Genomic DNA, 26,469 nt, shown 5'->3' on the forward strand with positions numbered 1-26,469 from the left:
GATCATGATGACGACGATTCGGCCGGTCGCGGTCGTGACCGGGGCGTCCTCGGGCATCGGGAAGGCCGCCGCCGTCGCGCTCGCCGAAGCCGGTTTCGAGGTGGCCGGCACAAGCCGGAACGCGGCGAAGGTCCCCCCTCTGCACGGAGTGACCTTCATCGACCTCGACGTCGCCGACGACGCATCGGTCGCCGCCGCCGTCGCGGAGGCGACCGAGCGGTTCGGCCACATCGACGTCCTGGTCAACAACGCCGGCGTCGGCTCGGTCGGCGCGGCCGAGGAAAGCTCCCTCGCGCAGGCCCGGCACATCTTCGACGTCAACGTCTTCGGCGCCATCCGCATGACCAAGGCGGTCCTGCCGCACATGCGCGCCCGCAGAAGCGGCCGCATCGTCAACGTCTCGTCCGTTCTCGGCGTCATCCCCGCCCCCTACATGGCCCTCTACGCCGCCTCCAAGCACGCCATCGAGGGCTACTCCGAATCCCTCGACCACGAACTCCGCCAGCACGGCGTCCGGTCCCTCCTCGTCCAGCCCGCCTTCACCGACACCGGCTTCGAGGTCAACAGCGTGCCGGCCGACACACCCCTGGCCGCCTACGCCCAGCAGCGGCACATCTTCGACGAGGTGACGGCCGCGGCGTTCAAGGGCAGCGACGACCCCGCAGCCGTCGCCAAAGCAATCGTCGCCGCCGCGACCGACCCCAAACCCAAACCGCGATACGCCGCCACCCCGACCGCCCGACGCGTCAGCACCCTGCGCCGCATCGTCCCCACCCGGGCCTTCGACCGCCAGGTCCGCAAACTCAACCGACTGCCCGGCTGACACACAAACCACCACACCACCCACTCACCGATCCACCGACTCATCTGGAGCCTTGCATGGACCTCTCCACCAGCACCGTCCTCGTCACCGGAGCCAACCGGGGGCTCGGCCGGGCACTCGCGGCCGAGCTGCTCAGCCGCGGCGCCACCGTCTACGCCGGCGCCCGCAACCCCGACCAGGTCGACCTGCCGGGCGCCAAGCCGATCGCACTCGACATCACCGACCCCGCCTCCGTCGCCGCCGCGGCCAAGGCCACCGGCGACGTGACCGTCCTGATCAACAACGCCGGCTCCTCCACCGGCGCCGATCTGCTCGAAGGCGACCTGGACAACATCCGCCTGGAGATGGACACCCACTATTTCGGCACCCTCTCCGTGGTCCGTGGCTTCGCCCCCCAGATCGCGGCCAACGGCGGCGGCGCGATCCTGAACATCCTGTCCGTCCTGTCCTGGTTCGCCATCCCGGACGTCGGGGCCTACTGCGCCGCCAAGTCCGCCGAATGGTCACTGACCAACGCCCTGCGCCTGCAACTCGCCGACCAGGGCATCCGGGTCGCCGGACTGCACGTCGGCTACATGGACACCGACATGACCCGTGGGCTTGCCACACCCAAGGCCAACCCCGTCGAGATAGCCCGCATCGCTGCCGACGGCATCGCCGCCGACGCCTACGAGATCGTCGCGGACGACACCAGCCGTCAGGCGCTGGCCGGTCTCGGCGGGGGCGTTGCGGCGCTCTACCCGCAACTGGCCGGCATTCAGACCGCGTCCTGATATCCCCCGATGCCGGGGAGCCGGCGGAGGAGCTGCTCCCGGGCTGGCACGTCCACCTCGCCCACGACGTCACCGACCCACTGAAACCATTGCTCACGACAGGAGTAGGACCATGACCGGTAAGAATGATCTGCGCTACGCGGTCCACGTCGCACCCCCCATCCCGACGACCATGCCTGATGTGCCGCCGGGTACGGGCCAGCTGATGTGGTCGCCCATCTCCTCGACGCTCGTCTACGGCGAGCGCGACGCGGTGCTCGTCGACCCGGTGATGACGGCCCAGCAGGCCGCCGCACTCGCCGACTGGGTGGAGTCGTTCGACCGGAACCTGACGACGATCTACGTCACCCACGGACACGGGGACCACTGGTTCGGCCTGGCGACCCTCCTGGAGCGCTTCCCGAACGCCCGGCCGGTCGCCACACCGACGGTCGCCGAGAACATGGTGAAGCAGATGGACCCGGGTTTCCTCGACAACTTCTGGAGGGCACTGTTCCCGGGGCAGATCGCGGACCGTCTCGTCGCCGCCGAGCCGCTGGAGGGGACGGCGCTCGAACTCGAGGACCGGGAGCTGACGATCGTGCCGCTCGGCCACACCGACACCGACGACACGACCGCGCTGCACGTCCCGTCGATCGGCCTCGTCGTCGCGGGCGACGCCGCCTACAACGACGTGCACCTCTACCTCGCCGAGTCCCCGCGTGAAGGCCGCGCCGCGTGGAAGGAGGCGATCGACGTGATCGCCGGCCTCGACCCCGCCCACGTCGTCGCCGGACACAAGCGTGCCGACCGGCCCGACTCCCCGGACATCCTCGCCGAGACCCGCGGGTACCTCGACGACTTCGAGGAGTGCGTCGAGAGCACCGGCTCCACCGAGGAGCTGTACCAGGCGATGCTGAAGATCCACCCCGACCGCGTCAATCCCGGTGTGCTGTGGGGCTCGGCGCGTTCGGCCAAGGGCTGACCCTCACCTCGGCCGTCAGGCGCCTCGCTTCCAGCACTCACTTGCAAGAGCAGGGAGATCTCCATGCCCGACTTCGCCGACCTGGTCTTCGTGAACGGTTCTGTGCTCACCGTCGACCCCGACTTCACCGTTGCCTCCGCACTCGCGGTCAGCGACGGCGTCATCAGAGCCGTGGGCGCCCGGGAGGATGTCGAGGACCGGATCGGCCCGGACACACGCGTGGTCGACCTCGTCGGGGGCACCCTCCTGCCCGGTATCAACGACTCACACCTGCACGGCTGTGCCTGGGGAGTCAGCTCACCGCCGCTGGCGCTCGACCTCGGGTATCCGAACGTGCGGTCCATCGCCGACGTGGCGGAGGCGGTGCGCGCCGCGGCCGAACACACCCCGCCCGGTCAGTGGATCATCGGCACCGGCTGGGACCTCGGCTACCTCGCCGAGTGCGCCGAGGACCCCTCGCGCCTGCCCACCCGGCACGACCTCGACGCCGTCAGCCCGGACAACCCGGTCCTGCTGCTGGACTTCTCCGCGCACGGCACCTGGGTCAACTCCGCGGCGCTCGCCGTCGCCGGCGTCGGCCGGGACACGGTGGCCCCGCCCGGCGGGGTCGTCGTCACCGACACCGAGGGCGAGCCCACCGGCCTGTTCCAGGAGGGTGCCCAGGTGCTGGTCCAGCAGGTGCTGCCGCCGCTCACCCCGGACGTCCGGGCCTTGGCGATCCGGTCCACCCTGGCCAAGCTGCGGGCGCTCGGCATCACCAGCTACACAGAGCCGGGCCTTGGTCCCGGCGGTGACCGGATGATGAGCGGGGCACTGTCCCAGGAGACCCTCGACGTCTACCGGCAGTTGCTGGCCGCCGGTGAACTGACCGCCCGGATAAGCGTGTTGCTGCTTCCCACCGGCATGTCGAGCACGGCTGCCGACTTCACACGCGCCCTGGACGGCTACGAGGTACCGGAAAGCGACGATCCACGGCGACTCAACATCATCGGCGTCAAGATCTTCGCCGACGGCATCCCGCCGAACAAGACGGCCTGGATGCACGAGGCGTACCTCGGCGGCGGCCATGGCGCGTTGTGCGTGGGCGGCGACACCGACGAGGAACGGGTCGCCCAGATCGCGGAGATGGTCCGGCACGCGCACACCGCCGGTTACCAGGTCGGCGTGCACGTGACCGGGGACCGGGGCATCGACACCGTCGTCGACGCATTCGCCGCCGCCACTGCCGGGCAACCGCGCCCGGACGCCCGGCACTACGTCATCCACGGCGACTTCCTGACCCCGCGCAGCATGAAGACGCTCGCCCGGCACGGCTTCGGCGTCAACATGAACCCCACGATCAAGTGGACCATCGCGGACCTGGAGGAGGAGTTCGTGGGGCCGGAGCGGGCCGCGTACGAATGGCCGTACCGGGACGCCCTCGATGCCGGCGTCCGGGTGGCGAGCAGCTCGGACGCACCGGTCACCTTCCCCGACTGGCGCCAGGGCATCGCCACTATGCTGCTGCGCGAGTCCAAGGCCAGCAGCCGCGTCAGCGGCCCCGGGCAGCGCATCACGCTCGCCGAGGCGGTGCGCACGTACACCATCGACGCGGCCTGGCAGGACTTCGCCGAGGAATGGAAGGGCTCCCTGGAGGTCGGCAAGGTCGCCGACCTGTGCGTGCTGGCCGGCGACCTGCTCACCGCCGACCCGCGCGCCATCCCGGAGCTGCCGGTGGTGCTCACCGTGCTCGGCGGAGAGGTGGTGCACGACGCGCTCGACGGCTGACGAAGCGGGCCGGGGCGGAATGCGCCGCTCCGCCCTGGGAAACGGAGGGGCGGACCCTGGATCTACGCTCGGAGGTAGCGCAGATCCTCTCCGTTTCTTCTTTCGGTCGCCGTCCCGGCCGCTACCTCTTCGGCGGCACTGCCGGAATCCCCAGGAACGGCAGCCTCAGTGCACCGAACGCCCCCGCCGGAACCGCCGGTGACTTCGGCTCGACCGGCTTCAGGCGTTCGTATGCCGCACCCTGTGCCGGGCGCGGATCGGTCTCGCCCTTGTTCGGCCAGTACGACATGGCGCGTTCGGCCTGTGCCGTGATCGTCAGCGCGGGGTTCACACCCAGGTTGGCCGACACCGCCGCGCCGTCGACGACCGAGACACCGGGGTGGCCGTACAGGCGGTGGTACGGGTCGATCACGCCGGTCTCGGGCGAGTCGCCGATGGGGCAGCCGCCGAGGAAGTGGGCGGTGAGCGGGACGCCCACCACCTCGCCGAAGTTGGAGCCGGCGAAGCCGTTGATCGACTCCGCGATCACCGACGCGCCCTCCGTGGCCGCCCTGATCTGCTTCGGGTTCGGGGAACCGTGGCCCTGCCGCGCCGTCAGCATGCCCTTGCCGATGCCGTTCGGCTTCAGGTACGTCGTGAGGGAGTTGTCCAGGGACTGCATCACGAGCCCGATGATCGTCCGCTCCGACCAGCGGTACTTGGAGAAGGAGCGCGCGGCCAGCAGGGGATGGCGGGCCGCGTTGCGCAGCCAGGCCGCGACCCGTGACGCGCCGTCCGTGTAGGGGACCTGCAGGGTCATCAGGGCGCCCATCGAATTCGATTTCTTGCCGTAGCGGACAAGTTCGATGTGGGTGTTCCCGTCGGGGTGGATCGAGGAGGTGATGGCGACGCCCCGTGTGAAGTCCACCTTGGACTCGCCCGTCACCTTGCAGTAGCGCCGGTCGGTGGTCTGGGATGCCACCAAGGCCTCGGAGTTGCTACGGGTCAGCTCGCCCAGCCTCGCTGCGAGGTACGGCAGTTCCCCGCCCGCCTTCATCCGGTGCAGCAGCGTCTGGGTTCCGTATGTCCCCGCCGCCAGCACCACCCGGCGGGCCCTGAAGAGCCTGCTCTGGCCCTTCTTCTTCCGGTCGGTCGGCAGCGTCGCCACCACGTACCCGCCCTGCGAGTCGTCCGTGATCGAGACGGCCGTCGTCATGGGGTGAACGACCGCGCCCGCCTTCTCGGCCAGGTAAAGGTAGTTCTCGTTCAGCGTGTTCTTCGCGCCGTGCCGGCAGCCCGTCATGCACTCGCCGCACTCGGTGCAGGCCTTGCGGGCCGGACCCGCACCACCGAAGTAGGGGTCGGAAACCTCCTCCCCCGGCCTCGCCTTCGCCGCCCCCTCGGCGTCCTTGCCGTCGCCGAAGAAGACACCGACCGGCGCCATGTGGAAGGTGTCGCCGACGCCCATCTTCTCGGCGGCCGCCTTCAGATGGACGTCGGACGGGGACATCGTCGGGTTCAGGCGCACCCCGAGCATGCGCTCGGCCTGGTCGTAGTACGGCTTCAGCTCCTCCTGCCAGTCGGTGATGTCCCGCCACTGCGGGTCGTCGAAGAAGGCCTTCGGAGGTACGTAGAGGGTGTTGGCGTAGTTGAGGGAGCCGCCGCCGACTCCGGCTCCCGCGAGGACCGCGACGCTGCCCAGCACATGGATGCGCTGGATGCCGTACACGCCGAGCTTCGGGGCCCAGAGGTAGTTCTTGATGTCCCAGGAGTTCTTCGGCAGGGACTCGCGGGTGAAGCGGCGGCCGGCTTCCAGCACGCCGACTCGGTAACCCTTCTCGGTCAGGCGCAGAGCGGTGACGGAGCCGCCGAAACCGGACCCGATGACGATCACGTCATAGTCGTACGCCGATTCGTCCTGTTCATGGACAGAGTTCTCCTGTGACATGTGCTCTCCTCATTGAAAGCTGCGGTGTGATCTAGGGCGTGTTTCGAAAGTCCCGTCCGCCCTTCGGGCAGACGACGCTACTTTCGAAACACGCCCTAGCGGAGGCGGAGTGCCTTCATCGCCCTCAGGCTGCGGCTCATGAACTGTGCGTGCTTCTCGTCGTCCATCCCCAGCGACGGCGCCAGCGGCAGCAGCCGCTGATGGGCGACGGTCTGGGCCTCGGTGTACTTGAGGATGCCCTCGGAACCGTGCCGACGGCCGAGTCCGGAGTCCTTCATGCCGCCCATGGGCGACTGGACGCTGCCGTACGCGGCCACCCAGCCCTCGTTGATGTTGACCGTGCCCGTGCGCAGGCGGGTCGCGAGCGCGTGGCCGCGGCGGCCGTCCTTCGTCCAGACCGAGGAATTGAGGCCGAAAGGCGTGGAGTTGGCGAGCTCGATCGCCTCGTCCTCGGTCTTGAAGCGGTAGATGGAGACGACCGGGCCGAAGGTCTCCTCGTCGCAGACGGCCATCTCGGGAAGGACGCCATCGAGAATGGTCGGCTCGTAGAAGTACGGGCCGATGTCCGGGCGGGCGGCGCCGCCAGTGACAACCTTCGCACCCTTGGCCACGGCCTCCTCCACGTGCCGCTTGACGGTCTCCAGCTGGCGCTCACCGGCCAGGGACCCCATGTCGGCGCCGTATGCCAGGGAATTACCCAGTCGCATCACCTGGGTGCGGGCGGCGAAGCGCTCGACGAAGGCGTCGGCGACGGACTCGTGGACGTACAACCGCTCAATGGAGACGCACAGCTGGCCGGCGGAGGAGAAGCAGGCGCGGACTGCTCCGGCCGCGGCCTTCTCCAGGTCCGCGTCCTCCAGGACCAGCATGGCGTTCTTTCCGCCGAGTTCGAGGGAGGCGCCGACCAGCCGGGCGGCGGCGCCCTGGGCGACTTCGCGGCCCGTTCGGGTCGAGCCGGTGAAGGAGACATAGTCGGCGTGCTTGACGACCTCCGGGCCGACGACCTGGCCCTCACCGAGGACGACCTGGAAGACGTCGGCGGGCAGGCCGGACTCGATGAGCAGGTCACGCGCCCACAGCGCCGTGAGGCACGTCTCCGTGTCGGGCTTCATGACGACCGCGTTGCCCGCGACGAACGCCGGGAGCGCATCGCCGACGGACAGCGAGAGAGGGTAATTCCAGGGGGCGATCTGGCCCACGACACCACGCGGGTGGCGCAGTTCAGTGACCTTGGTGAGGCTTGGCACGACGCCCGTGTGCCGCTTGGGCTTGAGGTAGGCGGGTGCTCTACGGCCGTAATGGCGAGCCTCCATGGCGACGCCCTGCACCTCCTCCTGGGCGTGGTTGCGCGCCTTGCCGGTCTCCAGCTGGACGAGATCGAGGACCTCGGCCTGACGTTCGAGCATCAGGTCGTGGAAGCGGAGCAGGACGGACGCCCGCCGGCGTACTGGGGTCCGCGCCCATGCGACCTGAGCCCTGCGGGCCGCATCGAAGGCCTTCCGCACATCCTCGGGCGTGGATTCGGGCAGGTCGGTCAGTTTCTCCCCGGTGAACGGCGTGTGGCTGGTGGTACGGCCAGAGCCGACAACACCTCTGGTGAGCCGGGCCACCAGCTCGGGGGTGACCACGTCAGCGGCGGTACGGGCGCCCTCCGGGGCGCGGGCAAGGGGGTTGGTGCCGGTCTTGGCCGGGGGCTGCGCATCCATCATGCCGCGCAGAGTAAGCCGGAGGCCCGCCCCTGGTCTATGTTGAGGCGTGCAATTGTTTCTTTATAGCGTTCACTCATGGAGGTGGGTCCGACCATGAACCAGGACAAACACGACAGGGCTGCGATGGTCCGCATGTTCGCCGAACTGGACGAGTACGAGCCTCCGCACCACGCCGCAACGACGAACCGCCGCGTGTTCGGACCGGAGGACGGCGTCGGCGACCTCTCGATGGTCCGAGGCACCCTACGGCCCGGTGGGGGCGCCGATCCGCACTACCACGAGCAGAGCGACCAGCTGATCTTCGTTATCGCCGGCCGGTGCCGCATTCGCGCCGGTACCACCGACGTGGTTCTGGGCGACAACGACACCGTCTTCCTGCCGCGCTCGGTTCCGCACGTGGTGGACGTGCTGGGTGACGAGCCGCTCGAACTGTTCATCACCTACCTGCCGGCGTTGCGGCCGGGCGACACGCATCCGGCCGACGTGCGGTAGTGCTCCAGATCTCCGATCACTGCCACGGCCCCGGACCCGGACCTGTCACGCGGGGTCCCTGGGCACCCTCCGCGTGGCCGAGTCCAAGCGTTCTGGAGGCCGCCGACACAATCAGCGGTGGCGCTCGCTCGGGTGAGGCGATTCCGCCAGGGCTGCTGCACGACCACTGCTCGGCCATCCATCCGATGGCCGTCGGGTCGCCGTTCCTGCGGACCCTCGATCTGGCCCGGTACGGGCTGCAGTGGAAGCTGCCGGAGATCGACTGCGTGCATCCGCTCCACGGCGGCACGGCCGGGGTGCTGCACCGTTCGGTCGTCGACACGGCCGAGGGCCTCGGCCCCGACGGCCGGCGTTGGCGGCTGCTGTTCGACGGACCGTCGGCAGCCCACGACGACCTGAGCGACGACATCCTCGGCCCGCTCCTCCGCGTTCCCCGGCACCCCCTTCGCCTCGCCCGCTTCGGCGTACCCGCCCTGGTCCCGGCGGCGTTGCCGGCGAAGATTTTCGCCACCGAGGAGGCCCGGGCACTGTTCGGCGGAGTCGCGGCGCACGCCTTCCATCCGCTGCACCGGCCGCTCAGCGCGAGCATCGGGCTCGGTATCCTCACCGCTGGGCACCGGCACGGCTGGGCCGTCGCCCACGGTGGATCCCGCCGCATCACCGATGCCATGGCGGCACTGCTGCTGGACCTCGGCGGCAAGATCGAGACCGGCGTCCGCGTACGGTCGCTCTCTCAGCTGCCGCCGACGGACGTGACCCTCTGGGATGTGGCGCCGACCGCGCTGGCGGACATCCTGGGCGACCGGCTGCCGCCGAGGGTTGCCCGGGCCTACCGCGGTTTCCGGTACGGGCCGGGAGCGTTCAAGGTCGACTTCGCGGTCGAGGGCGGAGTCCCCTGGACCGCCGAAGCGGCGCGGCGGGCGGGCACCGTACATGTCGGCGGCACGTTCGACGACATCGCCGCCACCGAGCGTGAGATCCACGCCGGGCGGATGCCGGACCGGCCGTTCGTCCTGGTCGGGCACAGTACCTGGCCGACCCCCAGCGCTCGGTCGGCAATGTGCACCCGGTGTGGAGCTACGCACACGTCCCGCACGGCTACTCCGGCGACGCGACCGAAGCGATCACCGCTCAGATCGAGCGGTTCGCCCCGGGATTCCGGGACCGGATCGTCGGCATCGCCGTGCCACCACACCCGAGTTCGCCGCATACAACCCCAACTACGTCGGCGGCAACATCATGACCGGCGCCAAGGACCTGCCTCAGCTGATCGTCGGGCCCCGACCCACCCTGCACCCCTACGACACTGGGCTGACCGGTCACTTCCTGTGCTCCGCGGCCACGCCGCCCGGTCCGGGCGCGCACGGCATGTGCGGCGCCCACGCCGCCGCGCGAGCCCTGCGACACCTTCACCGTGACGAAGTCAGGCCGCGGCGGTATCAGGGATAAGCATGGCGATTCCCCAGCTCACAACCGTTGCATGACATATCCTAAGAGCATATGGTTATGTCACCATTGCATCGCCGACCGAGAGGCGAAAAGTGATCATCAATGCGGCAGATCTCGACGCGACATCCGCTTACAAACTGTTGATCGGCAGCATCCTTCCTCGACCGATCGCATGGGTGAGCACGCGATCCACGCAGGGCGTCGACAATCTGGCCCCCATCTCGTTCTTCACGGCGGTGGGCCGCAAGCCGCCGCGGGTCTCGCTGTCGATACAGCCGCGCATGGACGGCACGACAGCCAAAGACACCCTGACCAACATCCGGGAGACCGGCGAGTTCGTGGTGAACCTCGCCGTATTGCCCCTCGCCGATGCAGTGCACCGCTCGGCCTATGAGTTCGAGACCGACGTCGACGAGTTCGAGGAGTTGGGGCTGGCGAAGGCGGAGTCCGTCGCGGTGAAGCCTCCGCGGGTCAAGGAATCGCCGATCAACATGGAGTGCGTGACATTCCAGATCTTCGACGATCCCAACTCCCCGGCTGCTGTTGTGTGGGGAGAGGTGGTCCGCTTCCATATTCGCGACGACCTGTACATGGAGAACGGCCGAATCGACATCGGCGCCATTCCCGCTGTCGGACGACTGGCAGGCGAGTACACCCTGGTGGAGAACGTGTTCTTCACTCCGGTCGAAGAAGAGGTGCTCGCCGCGCGCAAGGGACAGCGCATGAAGCGCCTGGACGGCCGAGACGAAAGCTACTCCCCCATCGACGCCGGCTCCTGGTCACCCTCGGGATCAACCATCGACTAGGACCTGTCCGGCCGATCATGCCGCAGACGCGGGGTGTGGCACGCACTCCCCCACTCTCGACTGCGCTTGAGCGGGGGCACCCCCATCACCCCGCTCACCGGCACTGATGCGGCGCCGTCGCTTTCCTGCGACTTGATCGGCCGGACAGGTCCTAGGCATCGAACCCGCCTACGACCCGCGGCCGGTCACCGCGGCGCGACTGACGAGCCCGTCCATCGACAGAGAGGTCAGGACCATGGCGCTTCCATCCCCCGAGCTTGAACTCGACGCGACATACGCCGAGATCAGCAACTGGTTCTTCGAGGATTACCTGGCGCGGTACATCACCGCCGTGGGGAGCTCGAACGATCCCTCCTTCATCGCCGAGTACTGGGCCGCCCCGCTCTGGGTCGGCAGCGACGACGGTCCGGTCGTCCTTCTGCGCACCGTGGAGGAGGTCATCGGATTGTTCAAGGCCACCTTCGACCGTCTTCAGGGAGCCGGCTACACGCACACCGCGGTGCTCGACCACCGGATCGTGATCTTCAACAGGCACAGCGCCGCCGTGGACGTCATCTGGTCCCGCCGCCGCGTCGACGAGTCGGAGATCGAGCGTCTGGCTGTGCACTTCGTCATCGGCCGACGCGAGGACGGACTGCGAGCCGTGGCCATCGAAGCGGCCTGCACCGCCTCCGATTCGCTGGACGCCAACTGGCCGGTCCACCGCGGCGGCGCACAGTGACGGACACCGGGCTCACGCAACATCTCACTCCGTCCGGAGTCGAGTACCTTCAGGCCGGCGACGGCGAGACCGGACTGCTGGTCTTCACCCACGGCTGGCGCGACAGCGCGCTGGGCTGGCAATGGGTCATCGACGAGCTCACCCGCTCCGCAACCACCGCCGGCTGGCGCGTCGCCTCCGTACAGCGCAAGGAGGTCGACCGTCCCGAGGAGGACACCGCCGGTTTGCTGGAGGATTTCGCCTCCCAGGTCGTCGAGGTCGCCCGTCACCTTGCGCGCCGCGACGAGCGAGTCGTGATCGTAGGCCAGTCCATGGGCGGCCCCGTCGCCGAGCTCGCCGCGGCCCGGCTCTCCGACCTGGCCGTCGGGCTGGTGCTGGTGAACCCCGCGCCGCTGGCGGGTTGGCCCCTTCCCCCCGACGTCGTGGAGATGCTCAAGACCGGGGCTCGCGACCTGGACCGGGTGACGGCCGGGCTCTCTCGGACCCAGTTCGCCGCCGACAGGTCCGACACCGCGAGGCTGCGCCTGGTCATCTCCACCCCCACGGAGACCGAACGCGCCAGCCTGCAATCCCTGCTCTCGTGGATCGGCGGACACCCGGCGGGCCATCAACCGTCGCCGGTCAGAGCCCCGGCCCTCGTCGTCGTCAGCGACGACACCTTCTTCTCGGAGGAGATGCTGCGCACCACGGTCGCCGGCCGATTCTCCGGTGCTCACGTCGCTGAAGTCCGCGGCGCGGGCCACTATCCCCACCTGGAACGCCCGGCAGAGCTGGCTCAGGTGATGGCCGAGTTCCTCGCGAAGCTCGAATGAACGGCGCCGGCCGGCCCGCGGAGCTCGCATCACGACAGCGGCCCCTTGCCGGCCGCCCGCGGCCACGGTCGGCCAGTTCCACCTGCCCTGCCACAATGTCAAGGAGATGTACAGGTCATGGCGCTTGAGCGCACAGAACACTGGATCCCCGCCGAGGGAGGCATCGGTCTGCACGCATGGGTCCTGCGCCGCACGGACCTGACGCGGCCGGCCGCGGCGGTCACCCTCGCGCACGGCTTCGGGGGCCTGGCCGAAGGCGGCCTGATGCACTACGCCGAGCTGTTCGCCGAGGCCGGTTTCGTGTCGATCATCCACGACCACCGCAGCTTCGGTGGCAGCGGTGGCTGGCCCCGCCAGGACATCGACCCGTGGCGGCAGGTCCTCGACTGGCGCCGCGTCATCACCTACCTGCAGGACCTGCCCGGCGTCGACCCCGACCGCATCGGCCTGTTCGGCTCCAGCTACGCCGGAGGGCACGCGCTGGTGCTCGCCGGCAGCGACCCGCGTATCAAGGCGGTGGTCGCTCAGGTGCCGACGATCAGCGGCTACGAGCAGGGCAAGCGCCGCAACCCGAGTCCCGAGACGACGAAACGGCTCCAGGACCGCTTCAACGCCGACGAGCGGGCACAACTGCGCGGCGCTGAGCCCGCTCGCCAAGTACTGAACAGCACCGACCCGGATGTGACGTCGGTGTACAAGGACCCGGCGATGGACGCCTACGAGAAGCGGTTCCCGGTACCCGAGCTGGCGCGCTTCGACCGGAAAGTCACGATCCGTTCCACCCTCAAAGCCCAGATGTACGACCCCGGTGTATGGATCGACCGCATCGCACCGACGCCCCTGCTGATGATCATCGGGGACGAGGACACGATCACCCCGTCCGACATCGCTCTGGCCGCGTACGAGCGCGCCGGCGAGCCCAAGAAGCTCATCACTTATCAAGGCGACCACTTCGGCGCGTACGACGACCGTTTCGACCAGGCCGGCGGCGGGGCGAGGGACTGGTTCATCCAGCATCTCAGCCCCGCAAGCGACAACTGACGGACAGTCGACACCAGAGGACTTCGCACACCATGGCAGCTGATCTGCGTTTCCACGTCCATGTCGCCGAGCCGACTCTCGAACACGGCACCCCACCAGTGCCGCACGGCCATCCCGCGGTGGCGTCGCCCATATCGTCGACGCTGATCACCGGTGAGCGCGACGCCGTCCTCGTCGACACCCCCTGGTCGCATGACCACATCCGCGTCATCACGGACTGGATCGCCTCGTTCGACAAGAACCTGACCGCGATCTACATCACCCACGGCCACGGCGACCACTGGTTCGGTGCGCCCGCACTGCTGGAGCGTTTCCCGGGAGCGAGGGCCTACTCGACCGCGGGAACCGCCGCGTACATCAAGAGCCAGCACGAGACCCGCGCAACCGCTTGGGATGCACGGTTCCCCGGTCAGGTCTGCGAAGGGGAGATCAGCCCGGAGATCATCCCGGATGAAGGCATCGAACTGGAGGGCAACGTCCTGAAGGCCGTTCAACTCGGCCATACCGACACCGATGACACAACCGGGCTGTGGGTGCCGTCGATCCGCCTCTTCGTGGCCGGTGACTCCGTCTACAACCACTGCCACCAGTACCTCAACGAGTCCGGCGACGGAGGCCTCGACGCGTGGTACCGGGCACTGGACGTCATCGAAGCTCTGGACCCGAGGTACGCCGTGGCCGGTCACAAGGACAGGGCCCAGCCCGACGACGGCGCTGCCGTCCAGCGAACGCGTACCTACCTGAGGACCTTCCAACGGCTCACCGAGGAGGGCCGCCGCACGCCCGAGGAATTCTTCGACGAGATGATGCGGCTGTTCCCCGGCTACGCCAACCCGAAAGCGCTGTGGCGCAGCGTCGTCGCCGTCACCGGCCCGCCGACCGCCTGAACCGCAGTGACAGGAATTCGAACCGACAAGCCCACGTCCCGCAGGAGAGAGCTTCGATGAGCACGATGGAGACCCGCGACTCCCTCAAGTCCTTTGAGACCGAGGTCAGAACGCAAGCTGGTCGGGTGAGGGGGCGCCAGGAGGGCGGACTGGCGGTGTTTCGCGGCATTCCGTTCGCTGAGCCACCGGTGGGGGACGCCCGGTTCCAGGCTCCGCGGACGGTGCGCGGCTGGGACGGGATACGGGAGGCGTTCTCGTTCGGACCCCCGCCGCCACAGGACCCGACGATGCCGATGGTGGCCGCGCCGCCGGACTCCCCGACGGGCGACGACTGGTTGACGGTGAACGTGTGGACACCGGACGTCGACCCGGCAGCCCGCCGCCCGGTCATGGTGTGGATCTACGGTGGCGCCTTCAAGGTCGGCTCGGCCAACCTCCCTGTCTACGATGGCAGTCACCTCGCCCGTGACGGGGATCTTGTCGTGGTGACCTTCAACTACCGCGTGGGTGTCGAGGGGTTCTCGTACATCGAGGGGGCGCCGGCCAACCGCGGTTTGCTCGACCAGGTCGCGGCGTTGGAGTGGGTCAGGGACAACATCGTGGCCTTCGGCGGCGACCCCGACCAGGTCACCGTCTTCGGCGAATCGGCCGGAGCCGGCAGCGTCGCCGCGCTGCTGGCCATGCCCCGCGCGACGGGCCTGTTCCGACGGGCCATCGCGCAGAGCGTACCGAGTGTTCTCCTCACGACGGAGTTGGCCAGGGACATGGCCACCACCATCGCCGACGGGCTGGGCCTGCGGCCGACGGTTGCCGACCTGTCCACCGTGGACCCGGGCCGGCTGCGTGACGCCGGTACGGCGGTGAGCACGAACACGGCGCGCTTCGCTGACCGCTGGGGGCAGGCCGCGCATGCCGGTGGTTTCGCGGCCGTGGTGGACGGCGAGGTGCTGCCGACCACCCCGTGGGAAGCCCTGGCCGGCGGCGCCGGGCGCGAAGTGGAGTTGATCGTCGGGCACAACCGGGACGAGGTCCGCGTATTCCTCGCCCTCGACGGGCGCCTTGGAACGATCGGTGACGACGACGCAGCGGGAATGCTGCGCGCGCTCGGCCCGGGCCCGGACAGCGAACGGGCCTACCGCACGGCGTTCCCGGAGGCTTCGTCGGAGAAGCTGTACGAACTCGTGCAGTCCGACTGGCTGTTCCGTATGCCATCGCTGCACCTGGCCGAGGCACAGGTTGCCGGAGGGGGCCGCGCGCACATGTACGAGCTGCCCTGGCCGGCGCCGGTGCACGGCGGTCTTCTCGGTGCCTGTCACGGACTGGACATGCCGCTGGTGTTCGGCACCCTCGACACAGCTTTCGCCAAGACGTTGCTCGGTCCTGAACCGTCTCCCGACGCCCAGGCACTGTCGCACCAATTCATGACGTCCTGGACCGCGTTCGCGGCCACCGGCGACCCCGGCTGGCCCGCCTACGATCCACAGCAGCGCCTCGTACGCATCTTCGACACGAACCCGGCGGTCACCCCCTACCCCGGGGAGGCCTCACGCCGCGTCTGGCAAAACCACACCTTTTCAGCCTTGCCGCTACTGATCTCCTCGAAGCCCCAGGGCTGACCTGCCTCGAACTTCCGTTACGGCCCGTCGGTTTCTCACTGCGGGCCGATTCGGTCGTTGTTCTGCGCGGCATGGTGGAGCGGCAGGTTGGGCAGTCCGGTGGCACGGGTGGCGCAGATGCCCGGTCCTCGGCCCCGACCTGCCCGGTTCAGGACGCCACCTCGAACAGCCCAGCCGCGCCCATGCCTCCACCGATGCACATGGTGACCACGACGTACCGGGCGCCCCGGCGCCGACCCTCGATCAGCGCGTGGCCGACCAGCCGCGCGCCGGTCATGCCGTACGGGTGGCCGACCGAGATGCCACCGCCGTTGACGTTGAGCCGCTCCGGGTCGATGTCCAGCTCGTCACGGCAGTACACGGCCTGCGAGGCGAACGCCTCGTTGAGTTCCCACAGGTCGATGCCGTCGACCGTGAGGTTGTGCTGCTTGAGCAGCTTGGGGATGGCGAGGACCGGCCCGATGCCCATCTCCTCCGGTCCGCACCCCGCGACGGCGATGCCCCGGTAGACGCCCAGCGGCCGCAGTCCGCGCCGCTCCGCCTCCTTGGCCTCCATCAGGACCGATGCCGACGCGCCGTCCGACAGCTGGGAGGAGTTGCCCGCGGTGACCATGGAGCGGGGGGTGACCTGGCCGTCCGGCAGCACCGGACGCAGCGCGGCGAGGCCCTCCAGCGTGGTCGATCCCCGGGCGCCCTCGTCTCGCGTCAGGGCCACCTCCTCGAGGCGGACCTCCCCGGTCTCCCGGTCGGTGACCTCCTTGACGCTCGGCAGCGGAACGATCTCCTCGTCGAAGCGGCCGGCCTGCTGAGCCGCCGCGGTCCGCTGCTGCGACACCAGCGCGAAGCCATCCTGGCGCTCGCGGCTGACGCCGTAGCGTTCGGCCACGATCTCCGCGGTGTGCAGCATCGGCATATAGATGTCCGGCTTGTGCTCGACCAACCAGGGGTCGGCCGCCCGGCGCCTGTTCATATGGTCGGTCTGCACCAGGGAGATCGACTCCACGCCGCCGCCCACGGTGACCAGCATGCCGTCCCCGGTGATCTGCTTGGCGGCTGTCGCGATCGCCATCAGGCCGGAGGAACAGGCCCGGTCGATCGTCATGCCCGGCACCGTCTCCGGCAGCCCTGCCCGCAGCGCTGCCTGCCGCGCGATGTTTCCGCCGGAGGAGCCCTCTTGCATGGCGCAGCCGAGGATCACGTCCTCCACCTCGCCGCCGTCCAGCCCCGCGCGCCGCACAGCGTGGGTGATCGCGTGCGCCGCCAGTTCCTGCGCCTGAGTGTTGTTGAACGCACCGCGATAGGCCTTGCCGATCGGCGTACGTGCGGTGGAGACGATGACCGCTTCCCTCATGACTGTTCAGCTCCCTGCCTATGGCGTGTGAGGTGTGTGATCCTGTGGCTGTGTGACCAGGCGTCCACGTGCGGTTCGTCAGCGGAACGCGGGCAGTCCGGTCAGGGCCTGGCCGAGGGAGAGGGCGTGCATTTCCTCGGTGCCCTCGTAGGTGAGCACGGTTTCGAGGTTGGCCATGTGCCGCATCACGGGGTACTCCAGTGAGATGCCGTTGGCGCCGAGCATGGCCCGGGCGGTGCGGGCGACGTCGAGCGCGGCGCGCACGTTGGCCATCTTGCCGAAGCTGACGTGGTGGTGGTGCAGCCTGCCGGCGTCCTTGAGCCGGCCGATCTGCAGGGCCACCAGTCCGGCGCGGTTGACCTCGATCAGGAGATCGGCCAGCTTGCGCTGGGTGAGCTGGAATCCGGCGAGCGGCTTTCCGAACTGCTCGCGGGTGAGCGTGTACTCCAACGCCGCCTGGTAGCTGGAGCGCGCCGCGCCGACGACGCCGCACAGGATCCCGTAGCGTGCCTCGTTCAGGCAGGACAACGGGCCGCGCAGGCCCCGCACCTCGGGGAACACTGCGTCGGCGGGCAGCCGTACGCCGTCGAGCACCAGTTCCGCGGTCAGCGAGGCGCGCAGCGACAGCTTGTGCTTGACCTCGTGGGCGGTGAACCCGGGGGTGCCGGCGGGCACCACGAACCCGCGGATGCCGTGGTCGGTCTGTGCCCAGACGACGGCCACGTCGGCGACGGTGCCGTTGGTGATCCACATCTTGGTGCCGCTCAGCACCCAGTCCGAGCCGTCGCGCACCGCATGCGTGCGCATGCTGCCGGGGTCGCTGCCGGCGTCGGGCTCGGTCAGGCCGAAGCAGCCGATGGCCTCGCCGGCAGCCATCGCGGGCAGCCACTGCTGCCGCTGCTGCTCCGAGCCCCACCGGTGGATGGCGTACATCGCCAGCGATCCCTGCACCGACACGAAGCTGCGCAGTCCGGAGTCGACCGCTTCCAACTCGCGGCAGGCGATGCCGTAGGCCACCGCGCTGGTGCCCGCGCAGCCGTAGCCCTCCAGGTGCATGCCCAGCAGTCCCATGACGCCGAAGTCCTTGGCGAGTTCACGCGCCGGAAGCGATCCCGTCTCGTACCAGTCGGCCACCTGCGGCGACAGGCGGTCGGCCGCGAAGTCACGCACCGCGTCACGGATGCCGCGCTCCTCGCAGCTCAGCTCCCGGTCGAGGTCGAGGAAGTCGTGCGGGTCCGGAGTAAGAGAGATCATTTGGGGTTGTTCCTGTCAGTCGAAGAGAACGAGGGATCGTGCGCCCTCGCCGCGCCGCATCCGCTCGAAGGCCTCAGGCACATCGGCGAGCGAGATCCGGTGGGTCACCAGCGCACCGAGGTCCAACGACCCGTCGAGCGCGGCGGCGGCGATCAGTGGCACGTCATGGTCGGCGTCGGCCGAACCGTAGACGGAGGACGTCAGACTGCGGGCGAAATGGAAGACCTCCAGCGCGGAGAACGACACCATGTCATCGCGGGCGCCCATGCCCACCACCACACAGTTGCCGCCGCGGCGAGCGCTCTGCCACGCCGTGCGGATCGTGGCCGCTCGGCCCACACACTCAAAGACGTGATCGGCTCCCCGACCGCCGGTCAACGACCGGATCGCCTTCGGCAGACCCTTGTCGGACAGCAGGAACTCCGTGGCGCCGCAAGCCCGTGCCAGGCCCTCCTTCTCCGGGGAGACGTCCACCGCGATGATCGGGTCAGCACCGGCCAGCCGTGCACCGGCCACGGCGGACAGACCCACCCCGCCGAGCCCGAGCACCACGACCGACTCCCCCGGACCCACCCCCGCGGTGTTGCGCACCGCACCGACACCGGTCAGCACGGCACAGCCCATCAAGGCCGCCTCGGCCAGCGGCAGTTGGCGAGGCAGCGTGATCAACGCCCGCTCACCGACCACGACCTCCTCCGCCAAAGCCCCCACACCGAGGGTGACGTGCGCCGGCGTGCCGTCGGCCAGCCTGCCGCGGGGGCGGGAGGACACACCCTCCGCCGTCACGCACAACCACGGCTCGCCCCGCCGGCAAAACCAGCACTCACGACAAGCGGGTGACCAGTTGATCGCCACGTGATCGCCTACGGCGACACGCGTCACCCCCGCCCCGGCCGCGATGACCACGCCCGCGGCCTCGTGCCCGAGAACCAGCGGGAACTCCGGAGACACCGTGCCGTTGATCATCGACAGGTCCGAGTGGCAGACCCCCGCCGCCCGCACCCTCACCCGCACCTCACCCGCCGCGGGCTCGGGAAGTTCGACGTCCTCCACGGACAGTTCGGCAGTCGCCCCACGGGCTACCAGCGCCTTCACCATGTTGTCGCCACCCCGGCACTCATCGTTGGATCGCCTTGGTCTGCAAGAACTCGTCCAGGCCATAGCGCCCGAGCTCGCGCCCGGTCCCGGACTGCTTGTAACCGCCGAACGGCGCCACCGGGTTGAAGGCCGCACCGTTGATGTCCACCGAACCGCTCTGCAGCCGGCCGGCGACGGCAAGAGCACGGTTCTCGTCGCCGGACCACACCGCCCCCGACAGCCCGTAGCGCGAGTTGTTGGCGATCGTCACCGCCTCCTCGTCAACGGAGAAGGGGATGACCGCCAGCACGGGCCCGAAGATCTCCTCCTGCGCCACCACGTCATCGGGCTCGACGTCCGCCAGCACCGTCGCCGGAACATAGTGCCCGCGCGACGGCAGATCACCGCCGCCCGCCACAAGCCGCGCCCCCTGGGACAACCCCGTGTCGATGTGCGCGAGCACCGAAGCGCGCTGGCGCGCCGAGGACACCGGGCCCAACCGGGTCCCCGCGCACATCGGATCGCCGACCGCGTACTTGCCGGCCGCCGCAGCGGCGAGCTCCACTGCCTCCTCGTACCGGCTGTGCGGCACCAGCATCCGCGTCCACGCCGTACACGTCTGCCCGGCGTTGAGGAACGCGTTGCCCACACCCACCTTCACCGCCGTGACCAGATCCGCGTCGTCGAGAATCACGTTGGCGGACTTTCCGCCCAACTCGAGCGCAACCTTCTTCACCGTGCTCGCCGCGAGCACCGAGATCTGCTTGCCGACCTCGGTCGAGCCGGTGAACGACACCATATCGACGCCCGGATGACCCGCAAGCGCGGTGCCGATCACCGCACCCGGACCGCAGACCATGTTGAACACCCCGGCCGGCAGCTCCGCTTCGTGCACCGCGTCGGCAAGAAGGTGAGCGACGAAGGGGGTGAGCTCGGCCGGTTTGAGCACGACAGCGCAGCCGGCCAGCAGTGCGGGTGCCACTTTGGCGATCATCTGGTGCAGCGGGTAGTTCCACGGCGTGATCGCGCCGACCACACCGACCGGTTCCTTGACCACAAAGGAGTTACCGACCCACTCGGAGAATCTGTAGTCGCCGGCGAGATCCGCATAGCTTCGCAGGACCGTCAGCGGCAGCCCGGCCTGAATCGCCGTCGCGGTCTTCAAGGGCGTCCCGAGCTCCAGAGTGACCGTGCGCGCGATCTCCTCTCGACGACGGTCCAGGTAGTGCCAGATCCGGTCGAGGTAGGCCGCGCGCTCGGCGGGTGACAGCACAGCCCAGTGCGGTAGGGCATCCTGCGCGGCCTGCACGGCACGGTCGACGTCGGTCGCCCCGGCGGCCGGCACCACACCGATGATCTGCTCGGTGGCAGGGTTCTCCACCTCCACCACGTCGGTGCAGGCCGGTCGGACCCACTCACCGCCGATATAGACATGCGTACGTTTCATCGACCTATGTCTCCTTACCAGGTGTCCACGTACCGGCGCGTGGCGCCGGGGGCTTGTTCCACCACGGGCGGCAGCGTCGCGACGACCCAGCGGCGCGTGTCCGCGGGATCGATGACATCGTCGAGTTCGAAGACCGCGGCCGCACTGGTCGCCTTCGCGCGCGCGTAGGCTTCGTCCAGCAAGTCGTCGAAGGCGCGCTGCCCGGCCGCGGGGTCCTCGATCGACTCCAGCTCGCGCCGGTATCCGAGGCGTACGGAGCCCTCGAGACCCATCGGGCCGAGTTCGCCCGTCGGCCACGCCACGCTGGCGACAGGAACCTTCAGGCTGCCGCCCAGCATGGCCATCGCACCGAGTCCGTAGCCCTTGCGCAGCACCACTGCGACCAACGGCACCGACAGGTGGGCGCCGACGACGAACAGCCTGCTGAAGTGCCGTACCGTCGCGGTGCGTTCGGCTTCGGGACCGACCATGAAGCCCGGGGTGTCGCACAGCGAGACCACCGGCAGCCCGTGGGCGTCGCACAGGTGCAGGAAGCGCGCGAGTTTGTCAGCCGCGGACGCGTCGATGGCGCCACCGAGGTAGCCCGGGTTGTTGGCCACGAGCCCCATCGGCCGGCCCTCGACGCGCACCAGGGCGGTGATGACTCCCGCTGCGAACCCGGAGCGCAGCTCCAGCACCGAACCGGTGTCGGCAAAGACCTCGATGATCTCCCGGACGTCATAGACGCGCTTGCGGTTCTCCGGGACGACGTGGCGCAGTCGGCGCTGGTCGGCGTACTCCCAGCCGTCCACCCGGCCCTGGAAATAGGAGAGGTAGCGCTTGGCCACCGCGACAGCCTCGGTCTCGTTCTCCACGAGCACGTCGATCACGCCATTGGAGGCCTGAACCGAGACCGGGCCGACCTCCTCGGGCAGGTAGCGGCCCAGACCGCCGCCCTCGATCATCGCCGGTCCGCCCATGCCTATGGTCGCGTCCCTGGTGGCGATCACGACATCGCAGCAACCGAGAAGGGCGGCGTTGCCGGCGAAGCAGCGGCCCGAGGCGATGCCGACGGTGGGGACCAGCCCGCTCAACCGGCCCATGTTCGAGAACGTCAGCTCGTCCAGCCAGGAGGCGGCCGGCGAGTCCGTGTCGCCAGGTCGGCCACCGCCTCCCTCGGCGAACAGCACGACCGGCAGCCGCTGCCGCTCGGCCAGCTCCAGCATCCGGTCCGTCTTGCGGTGGTTGACCATGCCCTGCGTGCCGGCCAGCACGGTGTAGTCGTACGACAGCAGCGCACATCGACTCCGATCGGCGTCGAACGTCTCGCTGTTGACCCGGCCGACGCCAGCGACCAGGCCGTCGGCCGGCGTGTTGGCGATCAAGTCGTCAAGGGAACGGCGCCGTTGCTGGGCGGCGATGGCCAGCGGGCCGTACTCGGTGAAGGTGCCTTCGTCACAGAGGTCGGCGATGTTCTCCCGGGCGGTGCGATGGCCGCTGCGGCGCCGCTTCGCCACGGCCTCCGGGCGGGCCTCGTCCAGGCCGATACGGTGCCGCTCCAGCACTTCGGCCAGGTCGCCGCGGATGTGGTCGAGGTCGACGGCCTCTTCCGCGCGGCTCACCGCTGACTGTTCCGCGTCCGGTTCGAGCCGGACGAGGACCGCGCGGTCCTCGGCGAGGGAGCCGACCTGGACGAGGACGTCGGTGACCGTTCCGGAAACCGCCGCGACCAGGACGTGCTGCATCTTCATGGCCTCGAGCACTATCAGCGGTTCCCCGGCCGCGACCCTGGCGCCGGGCACGGCCCGCACGTCCACGACCGTGCCGGCGAACGACGCGACCAGGTCGGCCCCGTCCGCGGACGGCGAGGCATCCGCCGGAGTGTCGGGTACGAGCTCGATGAGGTGATCGTCGACGAATCCGGTGGTGAAGGAGCCGTCGCGGAATGCCGATTGCTGCAGGATCGCGCGCAGGAACGCGAGGTTGGTGCCGGGGCCGACGACCCGGAATTCCGACAGCGTCGCGTCAGCGGCGGCTGCGGCCCGGCTCAGGTCGGTGTGCGGGACGTGTGTGATCACCTTGGCCAGCAGGGAGTCGAACCGGGTTGTCGTGCGCAGCCCCTGGTAGCCGCCGGTGTCCACGCGTACGCCTGGCCCGGCGGGGACTTCGAACACCTCGAGCTCGCCCGCGGTCGCGCGCGCGGTTCCGTCGGGCGTCAACTGCTCCAGGTTGACCCGGCACTGCACGGCAAGGCCGCGCGGCGGCGCGATGTCGGTCTGGGTGAGCCCGAGCTCGCCCAGCGTTCGGCCGAGCGCCACCTCGAACTGGGCCACGACGAGGTCGACACCGGTGATCTGCTCGGTGATGGTGTGCTCGACCTGAACACGAGGGTTGGCCTCAAGGAAGAAGAAGCGGGTCGGGTCGTCGGCGTCCACGAGGAACTCGAAGGTTCCAAGACCTGCGTACTTCACCGCCCCCGCCATCCGACACGCCGCCTCGAAGAGGGGGCGTCGCAGGTCAAGGCTCAGCGTGGGACAGGGCGCGATCTCGATGACCTTCTGATGCCGACGTTGGACGCTGCATTCGCGGTCCCACAGGTGGCTCACCGTCCCGGAGCCGTCACCGAGCACCTGAACCTCGATGTGCCGGGCGCGCGGCAGGAGTTGCTCGACGTACATCTCGCCGTCGCCGAACGCGCGCTCGGCCTCCGAACGGCAGAGCTCGAATGCGAAGGAGAGGTCGGCGGGATCGGTGACGACCCGCATGCCCCGGCCACCACCACCGGCGACCGCCTTGACCATGACCGCAGCTCCGGGGCCAAGGCCGGCGAGGAAGCTCGCCGCGTCCGCGAGGGTGACTCCCCTGTCGGTGGCCGGCAGCACGGGTACGGCATGGCTGGTGGCCAGTTCGCGGGCGAGGGCCTTGTCGCCGAGCAGCGAGAGCACGCCAGGATCCGGCCCGACGAAGGTGAGGCCCGCCTTGACGCACCGGGCCGCGAAGTCCGCGCTCTCGCTGAGGAAGCCGTATCCAGGGTGCACCAGCGTGCAGCCGGCGCGCCGGGCCACAGCAACGAGCTGCTCGGCATCGAGATAGCCCAGCTCGCCTTCCAGCGAGTGTGCCTCGTCGGCCAACCGCACATGCCGGGCATCACGATCTTCGGGCGTGAACACGGCGACTGTGCGTAGCCCGAGGGCGGCGGCCGCGCGATGCACCCGCACCGCGATCTCGCCACGGTTCCCGATGAGAACAGTCGTCATGGGGGCTCCTGTGCCGCTGACAGTGTCAAGAACACGGCTATCGTTATTGACGTTGACGTCAATGTCAATGGGCTAATCTGACGCCATGGCGACACCGAGAAGAATCACGAAGCAGGGCTGGGCGACTCGGGAGAAGCTCGACCGCGGCGACAGCGCCACTCGCGCAGCACTGCTCGACGCGGCTCAGCGAGTCTTCGAGCGACGTGGCTACGCCCGCACCACCATTGCCGACATCACCGACGAAGCCGGCGTCGGGCGAGCGACTTTCTACGTCTACTTCGCCTCAAAGGAAGAGGTCTTCGCCGTCCTCGCGCACGATGTGTGCGACAGGCTCCTCGCCGCCCAAGCGGTCACGAGTGGCGCCGCTGACAGCCCCTACATGGTTGCCGAGGCTACGAACGCGGCCTTCCTGGACACCTACACGGCCAACCTGGCCTTCATCACCGTCCTCGAGCACCAGGCGCTGACGAGCCCGGAAATCGAGGCACTCCGGGATGAGATCTACTCCCGGCCGCTGCACAGAACCGCCCGGTACATCGAGCGGCTGGTCGACCAGGGGCTCGCCCGCCCGGCCGCCCCGCCGGAGTCCGTGGCCCGCGCGGCCATCGGCATCGTGGCGATGTTCGCGCCTCTCGTCGCCCGCGAGCCCGCGCGCCGGTCCGAGGCCATCACCCACATCACGGCGATGTACCTCCGTCTACTCGGAATCGCCCCGGAGAGCTGAAGCACGGCCTGAGTCTCGGTGGCCGGCCGGCGCACGAGTGACCGGAATCAACCCACGAACAACGTAGGGAGTCACGCCCCCACGCATCTTCCAGATCGTCAAGAGCGGCAGGAGGCCGCGGCGTGGGCGGCCCGCAACGAGGGCTTGTCGATCTTGCCCACCGCGTTCTTGGGGATGGCGTCCACCACGACGAACGACGTCGGCCGCTTGTAGCCGCTGAGGTATTGCGCAGTCAGCGCTTCCAGGGCCGCGGGATCGACGGTCACGCCCGGTCGCGGTTGGACGTAGGCGACGACCACCTCTCCCCACTTGTCGTCGGGCACACCGATGACGGCTGCCTCAAGGACGAACGGGTCAGCCGTCAGGACGTCCTCGATCTCCTTGGGATAGATGTTCTCGCCACCACGGATGATCATGTCTTTCGATCGTCCGACCAGGATCAGGTAGCCGTCCGCGTCGAGGTGGCCGACGTCACCCGTGTACAACCAGCCGTCCACGATCGTCTTCGCCGTCTCTTCCGGCCGGCCCAGATAGCCACGCATGACGTTGGGGCCGCCCAGGATGACCTCACCATCCATGCCGGGCGCCAGCTCGGTACCCCGCTCGTCGACGATCCGGAGCTCCTGGCCCGGGAGCGGAAGCCCCACGCTGCCTGCGCGTCGCGGGCCCGCGACGGGGTTGACGGTGGAGAAGCACGTGCCTTCGGACAACCCGTAGCCCTCGACGAGGGGAAACCCGTACCGGTCCTCGAACCGGGTCAGCAGCTCGGGAGAGGCGGGTGCTGCGCCGCAGCACCCGTATCGCAAGGACGACGTGTCGGGTCGAACGTCGGCCGGCAGCGCCTCGAGCATGCTGTAGATCGTGGGCACGGCGCTGAAGTAGGTGGGGCGCTCCCGCTCGACGAGGTCGAAGAAAGTCTTGGGATCGAACCGGTCGGCGATGACGACGCTGGCGCCCGCGACCAACGGCATGAGCACGCTGACCACGATGGCGTTGACGTGGAAGAGCGGCAGGACCAGCAAGCAGCGGTCGACCGGCCCTACGTCGAGCGCATGGCACCCCATCGCCGCCATCGCGTCGATGTTGGAGTGGTCAAGCATCACCCCCTTCGGCGCCCCCGTCGTTCCGCTGGTGTAGATCAAGAGCGCCAGCGCGGACGAGTCCAGCTGCGGATTCAGCCCCGCGTCCACCGGCTCTCCGTACAGGTCGTCGACGGCGAGCGTGGCAACGCCTGCGGCGGTCGCGCCGTCCTCAACCACCAGCAGGCGTGCGCCCGAGTCCTGGAGCTGCCGTGCGACCTCGACGTCGGTCAGGCTCGGATTGACGGGGGTGACGGTGGCGCCGAGCCGCCAGGCCGCGAACAACAGGACCACGAACTCGACGCGGTTCCTCAGCTTCAGGGCGACGACATCACCAGAACCGATCCCGAGGTCCTGAAGGTGACTCGCTGCCGCCCGGACACGGGTCAGCAGCTGGGCGTTGGTGAGCGACTGACTCCCGTCGGAAACCGCGGGCCCGTCCGGAGCGGATTCGGCGCGGCGGTCGGGCAGAGACGCGAAATTCATGGTGGCGTGACCTATCGGGGTGTGGCGT

20 protein-coding genes and 1 pseudogene are annotated in these 26,469 nt (G+C 69.1%); 13 read left to right on the plus strand and 8 right to left on the minus strand.

Going from position 1 to position 26,469, the window contains the following annotated elements:
• The first annotated feature begins 7 nt into the window (after window positions 1-7).
• The 4 genes from ACIBAF_RS35950 (at window position 8) to ACIBAF_RS35965 (ending at window position 4,327) form a co-directional block, all read left to right on the plus strand.
• Entirely contained in the window at window positions 8-823 is an 816-nt protein-coding gene (locus ACIBAF_RS35950; protein ID WP_399468653.1) for an oxidoreductase, read from the plus strand.
• Window positions 824-879: 56 nt separating this feature from the next.
• Window positions 880-1,596 (plus strand): SDR family oxidoreductase, encoded by a 717-nt coding sequence (locus ACIBAF_RS35955; RefSeq protein WP_399468585.1) that lies wholly within the window; start codon window positions 880-882, stop codon window positions 1,594-1,596.
• 112 nt (window positions 1,597-1,708) lie between these two features.
• Window positions 1,709-2,560: an MBL fold metallo-hydrolase gene (locus ACIBAF_RS35960; protein ID WP_399468587.1), complete on the plus strand. Its 852-nt coding sequence runs from the start codon at window positions 1,709-1,711 to the stop codon at window positions 2,558-2,560.
• Window positions 2,561-2,623: 63 nt separating this feature from the next.
• Window positions 2,624-4,327 (plus strand): amidohydrolase, encoded by a 1,704-nt coding sequence (locus tag ACIBAF_RS35965; protein ID WP_399468589.1) that lies wholly within the window; start codon window positions 2,624-2,626, stop codon window positions 4,325-4,327.
• Window positions 4,328-4,448: 121 nt separating this feature from the next.
• Here ACIBAF_RS35965 and ACIBAF_RS35970 read toward each other — a convergent pair whose 3' ends face one another.
• Window positions 4,449-6,254, minus strand: coding sequence for a GMC family oxidoreductase N-terminal domain-containing protein (locus ACIBAF_RS35970; RefSeq protein WP_399468591.1), 1,806 nt, complete (start codon window positions 6,252-6,254; stop codon window positions 4,449-4,451).
• Between the two features lie 95 nt (window positions 6,255-6,349).
• Window positions 6,350-7,963, minus strand: coding sequence for a succinic semialdehyde dehydrogenase (locus tag ACIBAF_RS35975; RefSeq protein ID WP_399468593.1), 1,614 nt, complete (start codon window positions 7,961-7,963; stop codon window positions 6,350-6,352).
• A 93-nt stretch (window positions 7,964-8,056) separates the two neighbouring features.
• Here ACIBAF_RS35975 and ACIBAF_RS35980 point away from each other — a divergent pair, with 93 nt between their 5' ends.
• The 8 genes and pseudogenes from ACIBAF_RS35980 to ACIBAF_RS36015 all read left to right on the plus strand — a co-directional run bounded on the left by ACIBAF_RS35980 (window position 8,057) and on the right by ACIBAF_RS36015 (window position 15,787).
• Window positions 8,057-8,455, plus strand: coding sequence for a cupin domain-containing protein (locus ACIBAF_RS35980; protein ID WP_399468595.1), 399 nt, complete (start codon window positions 8,057-8,059; stop codon window positions 8,453-8,455).
• An 8-nt stretch (window positions 8,456-8,463) separates the two neighbouring features.
• Window positions 8,464-9,904, plus strand: a pseudogene (locus ACIBAF_RS35985) (phytoene desaturase family protein).
• Between the two features lie 92 nt (window positions 9,905-9,996).
• Window positions 9,997-10,710, plus strand: coding sequence for a flavin reductase family protein (locus ACIBAF_RS35990; protein ID WP_399468597.1), 714 nt, complete (start codon window positions 9,997-9,999; stop codon window positions 10,708-10,710).
• 235 nt (window positions 10,711-10,945) lie between these two features.
• Window positions 10,946-11,431, plus strand: coding sequence for a hypothetical protein (locus ACIBAF_RS35995; protein WP_399468599.1), 486 nt, complete (start codon window positions 10,946-10,948; stop codon window positions 11,429-11,431).
• On the plus strand, window positions 11,428-12,243 hold the full coding sequence (locus ACIBAF_RS36000) for an alpha/beta fold hydrolase (RefSeq protein ID WP_399468601.1): 816 nt from the start codon (window positions 11,428-11,430) through the stop codon (window positions 12,241-12,243). The genes ACIBAF_RS35995 and ACIBAF_RS36000 overlap by 4 nt, the downstream gene beginning before the upstream one ends.
• Before the next feature lie 117 nt (window positions 12,244-12,360).
• Window positions 12,361-13,284, plus strand: a complete 924-nt coding sequence (locus ACIBAF_RS36005; protein WP_399468603.1) for an alpha/beta hydrolase — start codon at window positions 12,361-12,363, stop codon at window positions 13,282-13,284.
• A 32-nt stretch (window positions 13,285-13,316) separates the two neighbouring features.
• Window positions 13,317-14,171: an MBL fold metallo-hydrolase gene (locus ACIBAF_RS36010; RefSeq protein WP_399468605.1), complete on the plus strand. Its 855-nt coding sequence runs from the start codon at window positions 13,317-13,319 to the stop codon at window positions 14,169-14,171.
• 65 nt (window positions 14,172-14,236) lie between these two features.
• Complete coding sequence (locus ACIBAF_RS36015; RefSeq protein ID WP_399468656.1) at window positions 14,237-15,787, plus strand: carboxylesterase/lipase family protein; 1,551 nt, start codon at window positions 14,237-14,239, stop codon at window positions 15,785-15,787.
• 148 nt (window positions 15,788-15,935) lie between these two features.
• Here the strand turns inward: ACIBAF_RS36015 and ACIBAF_RS36020 are convergent, their stop codons facing one another.
• The 5 genes from ACIBAF_RS36020 to ACIBAF_RS36040 all read right to left on the minus strand — a co-directional run bounded on the left by ACIBAF_RS36020 (window position 15,936) and on the right by ACIBAF_RS36040 (window position 24,152).
• A complete protein-coding gene (locus ACIBAF_RS36020) occupies window positions 15,936-17,138 on the minus strand; it encodes an acetyl-CoA C-acyltransferase (protein WP_399468607.1) in 1,203 nt (400 codons plus the stop codon).
• A 78-nt stretch (window positions 17,139-17,216) separates the two neighbouring features.
• Window positions 17,217-18,392 (minus strand): acyl-CoA dehydrogenase family protein, encoded by a 1,176-nt coding sequence (locus tag ACIBAF_RS36025; protein WP_399468609.1) that lies wholly within the window; start codon window positions 18,390-18,392, stop codon window positions 17,217-17,219.
• 15 nt (window positions 18,393-18,407) lie between these two features.
• Entirely contained in the window at window positions 18,408-19,490 is a 1,083-nt protein-coding gene (locus ACIBAF_RS36030; protein WP_399468611.1) for an alcohol dehydrogenase catalytic domain-containing protein, read from the minus strand.
• 19 nt (window positions 19,491-19,509) lie between these two features.
• Entirely contained in the window at window positions 19,510-20,916 is a 1,407-nt protein-coding gene (locus ACIBAF_RS36035; RefSeq protein WP_399468613.1) for an aldehyde dehydrogenase family protein, read from the minus strand.
• Between the two features lie 14 nt (window positions 20,917-20,930).
• Complete coding sequence (locus ACIBAF_RS36040) at window positions 20,931-24,152, minus strand: carboxyl transferase domain-containing protein (RefSeq protein WP_399468615.1); 3,222 nt, start codon at window positions 24,150-24,152, stop codon at window positions 20,931-20,933.
• An 85-nt stretch (window positions 24,153-24,237) separates the two neighbouring features.
• Between ACIBAF_RS36040 and ACIBAF_RS36045 the strand changes: the two genes are divergently transcribed.
• Entirely contained in the window at window positions 24,238-24,876 is a 639-nt protein-coding gene (locus ACIBAF_RS36045) for a TetR/AcrR family transcriptional regulator (protein WP_399468617.1), read from the plus strand.
• Window positions 24,877-24,974: 98 nt separating this feature from the next.
• Here ACIBAF_RS36045 and ACIBAF_RS36050 read toward each other — a convergent pair whose 3' ends face one another.
• Window positions 24,975-26,441, minus strand: a complete 1,467-nt coding sequence (locus tag ACIBAF_RS36050) for a class I adenylate-forming enzyme family protein (RefSeq protein ID WP_399468619.1) — start codon at window positions 26,439-26,441, stop codon at window positions 24,975-24,977.
• Between the last annotated feature and the right edge of the window lie 28 nt (window positions 26,442-26,469).

Origin of the sequence: Streptomyces sp. NPDC051677 (assembly GCF_044453465.1) — a bacterium.
In the GTDB taxonomy this organism is placed as follows: Bacteria; Actinomycetota; Actinomycetes; order Streptomycetales; family Streptomycetaceae; genus Streptomyces.

Coding starts and splice junctions, on each gene's coding strand:
- ACIBAF_RS36050 (WP_399468619.1), bottom strand. CDS start 26,441: ATGAATTTCGCGTCTCTGCCCGACCGCCGCGCCGAATCCGCTCCGGAC.
- ACIBAF_RS36045 (WP_399468617.1), top strand. CDS start 24,238: ATGGCGACACCGAGAAGAATCACGAAGCAGGGCTGGGCGACTCGGGAG.
- ACIBAF_RS36025 (WP_399468609.1), bottom strand. CDS start 18,392: ATGATCTCTCTTACTCCGGACCCGCACGACTTCCTCGACCTCGACCGG.
- ACIBAF_RS35970 (WP_399468591.1), bottom strand. CDS start 6,254: ATGTCACAGGAGAACTCTGTCCATGAACAGGACGAATCGGCGTACGAC.
- ACIBAF_RS36005 (WP_399468603.1), top strand. CDS start 12,361: ATGGCGCTTGAGCGCACAGAACACTGGATCCCCGCCGAGGGAGGCATC.
- ACIBAF_RS35955 (WP_399468585.1), top strand. CDS start 880: ATGGACCTCTCCACCAGCACCGTCCTCGTCACCGGAGCCAACCGGGGG.
- ACIBAF_RS36035 (WP_399468613.1), bottom strand. CDS start 20,916: ATGAAACGTACGCATGTCTATATCGGCGGTGAGTGGGTCCGACCGGCC.
- ACIBAF_RS35965 (WP_399468589.1), top strand. CDS start 2,624: ATGCCCGACTTCGCCGACCTGGTCTTCGTGAACGGTTCTGTGCTCACC.
- ACIBAF_RS36015 (WP_399468656.1), top strand. CDS start 14,237: ATGGAGACCCGCGACTCCCTCAAGTCCTTTGAGACCGAGGTCAGAACG.
- ACIBAF_RS35980 (WP_399468595.1), top strand. CDS start 8,057: ATGAACCAGGACAAACACGACAGGGCTGCGATGGTCCGCATGTTCGCC.
- ACIBAF_RS35995 (WP_399468599.1), top strand. CDS start 10,946: ATGGCGCTTCCATCCCCCGAGCTTGAACTCGACGCGACATACGCCGAG.
- ACIBAF_RS35975 (WP_399468593.1), bottom strand. CDS start 7,963: ATGATGGATGCGCAGCCCCCGGCCAAGACCGGCACCAACCCCCTTGCC.
- ACIBAF_RS36030 (WP_399468611.1), bottom strand. CDS start 19,490: ATGGTGAAGGCGCTGGTAGCCCGTGGGGCGACTGCCGAACTGTCCGTG.
- ACIBAF_RS35960 (WP_399468587.1), top strand. CDS start 1,709: ATGACCGGTAAGAATGATCTGCGCTACGCGGTCCACGTCGCACCCCCC.
- ACIBAF_RS36010 (WP_399468605.1), top strand. CDS start 13,317: ATGGCAGCTGATCTGCGTTTCCACGTCCATGTCGCCGAGCCGACTCTC.
- ACIBAF_RS35950 (WP_399468653.1), top strand. CDS start 8: ATGACGACGATTCGGCCGGTCGCGGTCGTGACCGGGGCGTCCTCGGGC.
- ACIBAF_RS36040 (WP_399468615.1), bottom strand. CDS start 24,152: ATGACGACTGTTCTCATCGGGAACCGTGGCGAGATCGCGGTGCGGGTG.
- ACIBAF_RS36020 (WP_399468607.1), bottom strand. CDS start 17,138: ATGAGGGAAGCGGTCATCGTCTCCACCGCACGTACGCCGATCGGCAAG.